Below are 9991 nucleotides of genomic sequence, written 5' to 3' on the forward strand. Positions count from 1 at the left end.
AGCCGTGTTTTGAGTCCATCCTGATTTGGGTGTCCCGGTTGTTTCCCTCTGGTTATTTCCCGCTCCGGTTATTCCAGGGTGACATGGCCACGGACGGAGCCGGGCCCTGCGGTGATATTGTGTGGGTCAGCCGATCTTGCCGGTCACTCGTACCCGTTTGCCACCGACTTCCGTTGGTGCCTTGGCCGCTTCTGCCGCCGCTTTGATACGGCCATCAATGATGTTCTTCACCGCAATCAGCAAGCCCATGGCCATAAAGGCACCTGGTGGCAGAATCGCAAACAGAAAATCCGGGTAATCGCTGAACAGCTCTATTTTCCAGTGTGCGGCATCCGCTCCAAACAGCAGCTGCATATTGGAGAAAATCACACCCTGACCCAGTATTTCACGCATGGCACCCAGCACCACCAGGACGGCGGTAAAACCCAACGCCATCATAAAGCCGTCGACGATGGAGGGAAGGATCGGATTTTTGCAGGCAAAGGCATCAGCGCGGCCCAGAATCGCGCAGTTGGTGACGATCAGGGGAATAAAGATCCCCAGCACCTGATACAGCTCGTAGGTAAAGGCTTGCATCACCAGTTCGGCGACCGTGGTAAAGGAGGCGATAATCATCACAAAGGCAGGCAGCCTCACCGCATCCGGTACGTGGTTACGAATCAGCGAGACCGAAAAGTTGGAGCCAATCAGCACCATCATGGTGGCCAGGCCAAGGCCCAGGGCGTTCACAACCGAACCGGTCACCGCCAGCAATGGACAAAGGCCAAGTAACTGGACCAGTGCCGGGTTGTTGTTCCATAAGCCGTCGAGGGAAATATCCCGCAGGGATTTGGTAGCCATTAATGATTCTCCACACGGCTGGCCGATGCAGGCAGCGGATAGCCCAGCAGTTGGGTTTGGTGTTGTTCGAAAAACTGCAGCGCGTGTTTGACCGCAGTCACGACCGCTCTTGGGGTAATGGTGGCACCGGTAAACTGGTCGAAATCGCCGCCGTCTTTTTTGACGGCCCAGGCACTTTCTGCTGGGGATAGCAATGACTTGCCGTTGAATGCCATGACCCAGTCGGATTTTTTCAGGTCGATCTTGTCACCGAGTCCAGGGGTTTCGCGGTGGCTGATTACCCGTACGCCAGCAAGGCGGCCATCGGCATGAATACCAACCAGCAAGCCGATCTCCATGGTGTAACCGTCTGGCGCGACCACCGGCAAAATCACGGTCGTCACCTGTCCCTGGTGGCGCGCCAGATGAATACTGGCATCGTCGGGGAGAGGGCCCAACAGCCGGGTATCAAAGTTCCGGTTTACGCTGATCACGTCGGTGAGCAGGTCATTGTCGTATTGATTGGCCGGGATGATTTCGTTGAGCGCACGGGACTGCGCCAAACGCATGTTATGGGCAATGCGGTCGGCTGTACCGACCTGGGCGATGGCGATGGCACCCGCGGTGACGATGGCAAACAGTCCCAGGCCAATGGCATTACGCTGAATGGAAGCCAGTAACTCTTTCATTATTTGGCCTCCGGTTTTTTCAGGCCGCGATTGGCCTTGGCATGACCATAGGTGCGTGGCTGGGTGTAGGCATCAATAAAGGGAGCGGCAAAGTTCATCAGCAACACGGCAAAGGCCACCGCGTCGGGGTAAGAGCCCCAGGTCCGGATGATATAGAGCAGAATCCCGATGCCGGCGCCGTAGATCAGTTTTCCCAGTGGCGTGGTAGCCGCTGATACCGGGTCGGTGGCAATAAAAAAGGCTCCCAACATGGTTGCGCCACTGAGCAAGTGCAGTGAAGCCGGGGTGTACATATCGGCGTCCCATCCCAGTATCAGTGAGCACAGCGACAGTCCGGCCAGCATGGCCACCGGAATATGCCAGGTAATGATACGTCGCCAGAGCAGCACCAGACCACCGGCCAGAAAGGCCAGATTGACCCATTCCCAACCACCGTTCAGCCAGCCATTAAAGGTGGTGTCGGTCAGGACTTCTGTGGCCGTTTTATTGCTGATCAGGTGCTTGTAGGTATCCAGCGGTGTGGCGCCGCTAAAGGCGTCGGCACTGCCACCGGCAAAAATTACTGACAGGGCATCACCCAGCCCGGCAACGGAAGCTCCCATCTGGCTGGACAGTGCCCAGTTGGTGGTCATCTGCAGTGGAAAGGAAATCAGCACCAGGGCGTAACCGATCATGGCCGGGTTAAACGGGTTGTTGCCCATACCGCCGTACAGCTGTTTGGCGAAGATAATCGCAAACGCCGTGGCCACCAGGGTGATCCACCAGGGAGCCAGCGGTGGCAGCGCCAGGCCAATCAGTACTCCGGTGAGCAGGGCGCTGTTGTCTTTCAGGAAGAACATCACCGGACGTTGACGAATCCGGAGTATCAGGGCTTCGGTGGCGATCGCGAACAGTGCCGCCAGCACCACGTTAATCAGTGTGCCAAAGCCGAACAAGGCGGTCATTACCGCCAGCCCTGGCAGGGTGGCCAGAGTGACCGTCAGCATCACCTTTTGGGTGCTGTTGTTACCGTGTGCGTGAGGGGAAGAAAGGGTCATCAACGCCATTAGTCGGTTCCACTTGTGGTAGTCGTTTGGCTGGCCGTTTGCTCCAGCTCAGCCAGCTGTTGAGTCAGGGCGTTGAGCTTGTCCTGCTGTTTGTTAACACCCAGAGTCAGGGCATCGACGGTATCCAGTTGTTGCTCTCGGGCCATGGCCAGTCGTTCCTGTGCCTTGTTGAGGCGGTCTTGGGCGGCACGGATTTTTGTACGTACTGCGTCGGCCTCTGCGGAGGACTGGCTGCTGGGTTCGGTGCTGTCTGTGTTTGTCGCTACCGACGCGCCGGTTACGGCTTGCCAGGTGGCCTTGGCTTCATCAACTCGCTGTTGCTGTTTGACGATGCCGGTTTCCAGTGCTGCGACTGTATCCAGACCTTGAGCCTTGGCTTCTTCCAGTCGCTTGATGGCGGCATCCAGGCGTGCCTGGGCGGTTTCCCATTTGCGTTGCAGCCGTTCCGGGCTGTTGGGGTCGCCCTTGTCGGGGCCGGCGGCGGTATCTGTCGCGGCTGCCGGTTGCGCCTTGAGGGCTTTTTTCTCGGCGGCAATGTCTTTGGCCAGATCTTTCATCCGTGTCTGGGCCTTGACCAGTGCACTTTCCAGGGCTGCTACCTTGGTTTGCTGGTCTTCGTCCCCGGCGGACAACGCTTGTTGTGCGGCCGAGAGTTTTTCTTTGGTTTTGCTGATCGCGGTCTGGGCGGCAGTCAGCTGCTTTTGTAGTTTTTCCAGCGCTGGCGAGGTCAAGGCCGCCGCCGCTGGGCTACTGCTTGAGCCACCACTGGCGGCGGGAGTGGCTGAAGCACTGTTCTCCGCCGCGGCAGCGGCTTTTTTATTGGCTGCTGCCAGAGCAGCGGCTTCGGCCCGGGCCTTGCGTTTGGCTTCTTTTTCAGCCGCTTCACGCTCTTGTCGAGCCAGGCGACGTTCAAACCGTTCACGGGCCTGTTCGGATTTTTGATGGGCGGCGCGTTCTTCACGAATCGCCCCTTTGGCGTGGCGGTAATACTGCACCAGCGGAATCTGGCTGGGGCAAACATACGAGCAGGCACCACATTCAATGCAGTCAAACAGGTTGTGCTGTTCGGCCTTGTCGAATTCTTCTGCCTTGCTGAACCAGTACAATTGCTGTGGCAATAATTGGGCTGGACAGGCCAGAGTACACATACCGCAACGAATACAGGCCATGGCGGCTTCGTTAACGGGCATTTCTGTCACGCTGGGGGCTAACAGGCAGTTGCTGGTTTTGACCAGCGGCAGCGAGTCATCCGGCAGGGTAAAGCCCATCATCGGGCCTCCCATAATGACGCGTGGCAATGGCTGTGGCTGATAGCCGGATAACTGCAACAGGTGCGATGCCGGTGTTCCCAGCATGACGTCCCAGTTGCCGGGATCACTGACGGCGTCACCGGTGACGGTGGTGATGCGGCTGATCAGTGGTTCGCCATGGTAAACCGCACGATAAATGGCGCTGGCGGTGCCGACGTTCTGGCAGACGATTCCCAGGTTGGCGGGAATGCCGCCAGAGGGTACTTCCTCGCCGGTCAGAATCTGGATTAACTGTTTTTCACCACCCGACGGGTATTTGGTCGGAATGGCAACGATACTGATCTGGCTGGACTGGTCGAGCGACTGGCATGCGTTGTTTAACGCAGCAATCGCTTCTGGCTTGTTGTCTTCGATGCCTACCAGACAACGCTGGGCACCCAGAATATGCAGCAATACGCGGATACCATGAATCACCTCGTCGGCCCGTTCACGCATCAACATATCGTCGGCGGTGATATAAGGTTCACACTCGGCGCCGTTGATGATCAGGGTATTGATCGGGCTGTTGCCGTTATCGTCACGTTTAACGGCCAGTTTGACCGCGGTCGGAAAACCCGCGCCACCCATACCAGCGATACCGCAGCCACGAATACGCTCAACCAGATCACTGGCGGCGATATCTTCAATAGACGTGACCCCCAGTTCATCCAGCAGGCTTTGGTGGTCGATCCACTGTTCCTGGCCATCCGGCTCGATGATCAGACAAAGCGCGGTCAAGCCAGAAGCGTGGGGAACCGGCCGGTCTTCAATCGCCACCACCGTACCGGAAGTGGGCGCATGCAGGGGCACGCTGACAAAACCATCTGCGTGCGCGACAAGCTGACCTTTAAGAACGCGTTCACCGACAGCAACGCAAGGCACTGCCGGTGCGCCGATATGTTGGCCCAGTGGCAGCGTCAGCAGGGCGGGCAGTGGTGCAGGGCGAATCGGTGTGCGGGTGCTTTGCTGTTTGTTTTCTGCCGGGTGAATGCCCCCATCAAAGCTGTGCAGCTGAATCTGATGGGTCATGCGGCTTGTCCTTTGTGGTCATTACTGCTGGTGTCGTGGGTATTGGGCTGACGATCGGTTGCAATCAACTCAACCCCGGGGGTGGGTGCTTGCCAATACCAGGTGTTGGTCGTCGGTGTTAACGGCACCATATCGATGCAGTCCACCGGGCACGGCTCAACACACAAATCACAGCCGGTACATTCTGTTGCAACGACGGTGTGCATTTGTTTGGCGGCACCAATAATGGCGTCTACCGGGCAAGCCTGGATACACTTGGTGCAGCCGATACATTCGGCTTCACGAATAACCGCGACGGTGGGCAGGGCTTTTTCAGCACCGTGTTCGGCATCCAGTGGTTCTGGCTCAACACCAAGTAAATCCGCCAGAGACTGAATCGTACCCTCGCCACCGGGAGGACACTTGTTGATTTTCTCGCCGTTGGCAATGGCTTCGGCGTAAGGCTTGCAGCCAGGGTAACTGCACTGGCCACATTGGGTTTGCGGCAGCAGGTCGTTGATCTGGTCAACGATGGGGTTGCCTTCAACCTTGAAACGTACTGCCGCAAAACCAAGAATGGCACCAAAAATCAGGGCCAGAATCGCCAGTACGGTTACTGCAATCAGAACTGTTGTCATAGTAGTGCCTTGTTCGTTCTGGTCAGATGCTGACCAGGCCGGTGAATCCCATAAATGCCAGTGACATCAAACCGGCGGTGACCATGGCAATGGCCGATCCCTGAAAAGGTTTGGGTACATCCGCGACCGCAATACGTTCACGCATGGCGGCAAACAGCACCATAACCAGAGAGAAGCCAACCGCAGCGCCAAAGCCATAAAGGATGGATTCAACCAGACTGTTATCGCGTTTGATGTTCAGCAAGGCGACGCCCAGAACGGCGCAGTTGGTGGTAATAAGGGGCAGGAATATACCCAAAACCCGATACAGCAATGGGCTGGTTTTCCGAATAGCCAATTCGGTAAAACCGACAACGACGGCAATCACCATAATAAAGCTGATGGTTTTCAGGTATACCAGCTCCAGTGGCACCAGCAGGAAGGTGTACACCAGATAACTGCACAGCGAGGCCAGTGTCAGCACAAAGGTGGTTGCGGCACCCATGCCGATGGCGGTTTCCAGCTTGTTGGAAACGCCCATAAATGGACACAAACCGAGAAACTGTACCAGTACAAAGTTGTTTACCAGAATGGTACTGACCAGAATCAGTAAATACTCGGTCATGCAGTGGTTGCTCCGCTGTGATTAAAAAGTAGCCAAGCCTGAAAATCAGGGGGCGTATTATCCCAAACTTCTATTATTTCCCTCAAGTATTAAAAGGGATAGTTTTAAGTTGTTTTAGGAATAACCTTAGAGGTGGTGATCACTTTCGGGCACAAGAATGACACAAAAGTATCACGCATCCGTCGTTTGGGCTGAACTGGAGTTCCACAGGTCTGCTTGCGATGTTGGCTCGACGTACCCTCGATATACCCCCCGACACTGTTGCCTCAACGGCATGGGCGCTGATTTGATCATGGTCGCGGTTATATAATCCGGATATTTTCTGGATGGTATCGGTCATAATCGGTCTTTTCAATTTACTGACAAAAGGTATCGGGAGTCGCTGTGAAAACGATCGTTAGGCTATGTTCCTCAATAATAATGGTTGCCGCTTTGGGGGCTTGCAGCAGTCAGAGTCCAGTCCCTGCCTCTGTCAGTAACGATTCCACGGCTGGTCAGCAAGACGCTGTGGCATCGGCGTCAACCAGTCTGGCATCGGCGCTTGAATGGCAGGTGGAGGATATTAACCAGGGCGGCATCATCGATTACTCCATGATTACCGTGAATTTTGGGATGGATGGCCAGGTGAGTGGTTCCTCCGGCTGCAATCAGTACTCCGGGCGCTGGCAGCAGCTGGATAATGGTGATATCCGTTTTGATCAACTGATCAGTACCCGCAAAGCCTGTGCTCCGGCCCTGATGATGCAGGAACAGAGATTTTTGGCGGCCTTACAGGGAGCCAGTCAGTACCGCTGGTTACATGATACCTGGCTGCTCTTGACCGATGACGAGGGTCGGGCATTACTGAAGCTGATTCCCAAATCGACCAAAAGCTGAACAAGGTCGTCCAGATTAACTGCACTCGCTGTGGGTGTCTTGAATCAGGGCCTTCAGTTCTGGTACACAGCTGCCACAGTTGGTGCCACATTTCAGCGTGTCACCCAGTTGGTCAGCGGAGTGACAGCCACTGCGAATAGCGTCACGAATGGTGTTTTCACCAATACCGAAACAGGAGCAGACAATACGCCCCTGATCAACGACACCTTCTAGGGGGCGTCCGGCCAGCAGCGCTTTACGCTCCGTAATGGTCAGGCTGGTCTGGGCAAACTGTTCCACCAGCCACTGGCGGGTGCCAATGGCCTGATCCTGATGAACAAACAGTACCAGCGCCAGTTGTTGATCCACAATCGCCAGTAGCCGCATATGTTGGGTGTCCGGGTCATGCAGGGTCAGCCATTCGGCGTCGGGGAGTTGCTGTTGTGCCCAGTCTTGTATCTGTTCAAGAGGCTGGTTACCGCCGATTTCATAGCCGTGACAGCCGTCGTTGAGGCCGTACACCCAATAGTCACAAGGAACGGCGCCGAGGTCATGGCGGCTGAGTATCATGCCCTGCCAGGCGGTCGGGAAAGGTTCGGCTTCGACACCGGTGTATTTCAGTTCTGGCTGGCCGGAAAACGGGTCACAGCTTTTATCGATTAATACGCCCATGCGGGCGGCGCTGGCGTAGCGGCTGGTCCAGTGCATCGGAACAAAGATTTCTCCCGCTCGCTGGTTAGTGGTGATATTGGTGCGCAGCAGTATTTTCCCCCGGTGATTACTGATGCGGGCCAGGGCACCATCGACCAATGTCAGGCGCTTGGCGTCGTCTGGATGAATATCCACATAAGGTTCCCGAATATGTTGCGCCAGTCGGGCTGATTTTGCCGTGCGGGTCATGGTGTGCCAGTGGTCGCGTACCCGGCCGGTGTTCATGATCAGGCTGCCATCCTGATGGCGGGAGGCGGGCAGTGCCGCGGTGATTGCAATAAATTGGGCCTTCTGGCTGGGGGTGTAAAACCGCTGGTCGTCAAAAAAGCGTTTGCGGCCTTGTGGGTACTGGCGATTGACCGGCCATTGTGTGGGGGCCATGGCATCGTACTGGCTCCGGCTCAGGCCGCTCAGGCCAGACAGGTCGAGGTCGCGTTCACCGTTATTTTCAAAGCCGGTCAGGCGGCTGTATTCGTCAAAAATCTCGGCTGGGTGCTGGTAGTCAAAGGCTTTTTCGAATCCCAGGCGCTGAGCGACCTGGGCCAGTATCCACCAGTCCGGTTTGGCTTCCCCGGCAGGGCTCAAGAAACTGCGCTGGCGGGAGATACAGCGTTCGGAATTGGTGACGGTGCCGTTTTTCTCTCCCCAGCTGGCGGCGGGTAATAACACATGGGCGGCGGCCGTGGTGTCGGTATTGGCCATGCAGTCAGAGACGACCACCAGTTCGCAACGGGCCAGGGCGGCCTTGACGTCATCGGCATCCGGCATGCTGACCAGCGGGTTGGTGGAGATGATCCAGAGGAATTTGATATCGCCGCGCTTGACGGCATCAAACAGCTCAATGGCTTTAAGGCCCGGGCGAGTGGCAACGTTGGGAGCCTGCCAGAAGCGCCGTACCCGGTCGACCTCCGGGGCAGAAAAATCCATATGCGCTGCCAGCTGGTTGGCCAGCCCACCGACTTCACGGCCGCCCATGGCATTGGGCTGCCCGGTGACGGAAAAGGGAGTGGCGCCGGGTTTGCCGATCCGTCCGGTGGCGAGGTGGGCATTAATAATGGCATTACCCTTGTCGACGCCGCTGCTGCTTTGGTTAATGCCTTGTGAAAAAACGCTGACGGTTTTGGCGGTGCTGGCAAACCATTGAAAAAATGTTTCCAGATCGTGTTTGTCCAGGCCCAGTTGTTGGGCGCATTCCTGCAATGAGTCCGGGGTGCTGTCGCGCGCTGCTTGTAATGTACTGGCAAAGCCTTCCGAGTGTTGCTGGATAAAATCGTGGTCGAGGGCATCGTAATCACTCAGCCAGCACAGCAGGGCGTTAAACAGCAGGGCATCGCTGCCGGGACGAAGCGATAACTGCAAGTCGGCCAGGTCAGAGGTGGCGGTGCGGCGTGGGTCAATGACCACTACTTTCATCTCGGGGCGGGCCTGCTTGGCGGCAGCGATACGTTGAAACAGAATCGGATGTGCCCAGGCGGCATTGCTGCCGACCAGAATCAACAGGTCGGCTTCTTCGAGATCGTCGTAACAGCCGGGCACGGTATCGGAGCCAAAAGCCCGCTTGTGGGCAACCACGGCAGATGCCATGCAAAGGCGGGAATTGGTATCCAGGTTGCTGCTGCCGATAAACCCCTTCATCAGTTTGTTGGCAACGTAATAGTCTTCCGTCAGGATTTGTCCGGCCGCATAAATGGCTACGGCATCCGGGCCGTGATCATGAATGACTTGCTGCATTTTGTCGGCCACCAGATTGAGGCTGTTGTCCCAGCTGGTACGTTTACCCAATACCGTGGGATAAAGCAGCCGGTCAATCTGGTCGACGGTTTCATGTAATGAAGACCCTTTGACGCACAGGCGGCCAGCATTGGCAGGATGTTGTATGTCACCGGATACCGGTGAGAGCACATTGCCATGCTGACGGACGGTTACGCCACAGCCTACGCCGCAATAGGGGCAAGTGGTGTGGGTAATGCTGGCGGTGCTGTGAGTCTGGGTCATAAGGGCTTTCCAATACGCAAAAAAAAAGCGCCCACTGACATAAGTCAGTGAGCGCCAATGCTCTGTTTGCACAACAGTAAAACAATGATGAGCGGTACCTACGCTGGTACCGGCAATGCACATGGTCGAGCCAAAGCGTCGACAGATTTCAGAAAGTAAACATTCAAGAAAAATGCCAACGGCTGTCTGATCATTCTGAATTGCCATAAATCGTGATGCTTGTGGCGCGTTTGGTGAGGTGTGAAGAAGCTGCCTATGGTGGACATCCATTTAATCCTGCACGGCTCTGCGCGAGTGTTGCCGTTGTTCAGGGCAAGGCGACGAATGCAGCGAAATG

At 56.2% G+C, this 9991-nt stretch carries 9 protein-coding genes; 1 reads left to right on the forward strand and 8 read right to left on the reverse strand.

Features of this window, described 5'->3' with window-relative positions; genetic code table 11:
* Positions 1-126: 126 nt before the first annotated feature.
* The 6 genes from Q8W32_RS05730 to rsxA are packed head-to-tail and all read right to left on the reverse strand — an operon-like array spanning position 127 to position 6093.
* A complete protein-coding gene (locus Q8W32_RS05730; protein WP_303434568.1) occupies positions 127-840 on the reverse strand; it encodes an electron transport complex subunit E in 714 nt (237 codons plus the stop codon).
* Entirely contained in the window at positions 840-1508 is a 669-nt protein-coding gene (rsxG, locus tag Q8W32_RS05735; RefSeq protein ID WP_305414109.1) for an electron transport complex subunit RsxG, read from the reverse strand. Before rsxG ends, Q8W32_RS05730 begins: the two co-directional genes overlap by 1 nt.
* The gene (gene rsxD, locus Q8W32_RS05740) at positions 1508-2554 is read right to left on the reverse strand and encodes an electron transport complex subunit RsxD (RefSeq protein ID WP_303434566.1); all 1047 of its coding nucleotides are present in this window, start codon (positions 2552-2554) and stop codon (positions 1508-1510) included. Before rsxD ends, rsxG begins: the two co-directional genes overlap by 1 nt.
* On the reverse strand, positions 2554-4872 hold the full coding sequence (rsxC, locus tag Q8W32_RS05745) for an electron transport complex subunit RsxC (protein ID WP_305414110.1): 2319 nt from the start codon (positions 4870-4872) through the stop codon (positions 2554-2556). Before rsxC ends, rsxD begins: the two co-directional genes overlap by 1 nt.
* Positions 4869-5489 carry an electron transport complex subunit RsxB gene (gene rsxB / locus Q8W32_RS05750; protein ID WP_303434564.1) on the reverse strand — a complete coding sequence of 207 codons (621 nt, stop codon included), beginning with the start codon at positions 5487-5489 and terminating at the stop codon, positions 4869-4871. The genes rsxC and rsxB overlap by 4 nt, the downstream gene beginning before the upstream one ends.
* Positions 5490-5511: 22 nt before the next feature.
* Positions 5512-6093, reverse strand: coding sequence for an electron transport complex subunit RsxA (rsxA, locus tag Q8W32_RS05755; RefSeq protein WP_303434563.1), 582 nt, complete (start codon positions 6091-6093; stop codon positions 5512-5514).
* Between the two features lie 507 nt (positions 6094-6600).
* On the opposite strand from rsxA, the gene Q8W32_RS05760 reads away from it, so the two are divergent.
* A complete protein-coding gene (locus tag Q8W32_RS05760) occupies positions 6601-6969 on the forward strand; it encodes an META domain-containing protein (protein ID WP_303434562.1) in 369 nt (122 codons plus the stop codon).
* Positions 6970-6984: 15 nt separating this feature from the next.
* On the opposite strand, the gene Q8W32_RS05765 is transcribed toward Q8W32_RS05760, so the two are convergent.
* Together Q8W32_RS05765 and Q8W32_RS05770 are read right to left on the reverse strand one after the other, a co-directional pair.
* A complete protein-coding gene (locus tag Q8W32_RS05765) occupies positions 6985-9654 on the reverse strand; it encodes a nitrate reductase (RefSeq protein ID WP_305414111.1) in 2670 nt (889 codons plus the stop codon).
* A 98-nt stretch (positions 9655-9752) separates the two neighbouring features.
* Positions 9753-9991 (reverse strand): hypothetical protein (locus Q8W32_RS05770; protein WP_305414112.1); only part of this gene is annotated, 239 nt, incomplete at its 5' end.

Source organism: Oceanobacter sp. 3_MG-2023, from assembly GCF_030688925.1.
In the GTDB taxonomy this organism is placed as follows: Bacteria; Pseudomonadota; Gammaproteobacteria; order Pseudomonadales; family Oceanobacteraceae; genus Oceanobacter.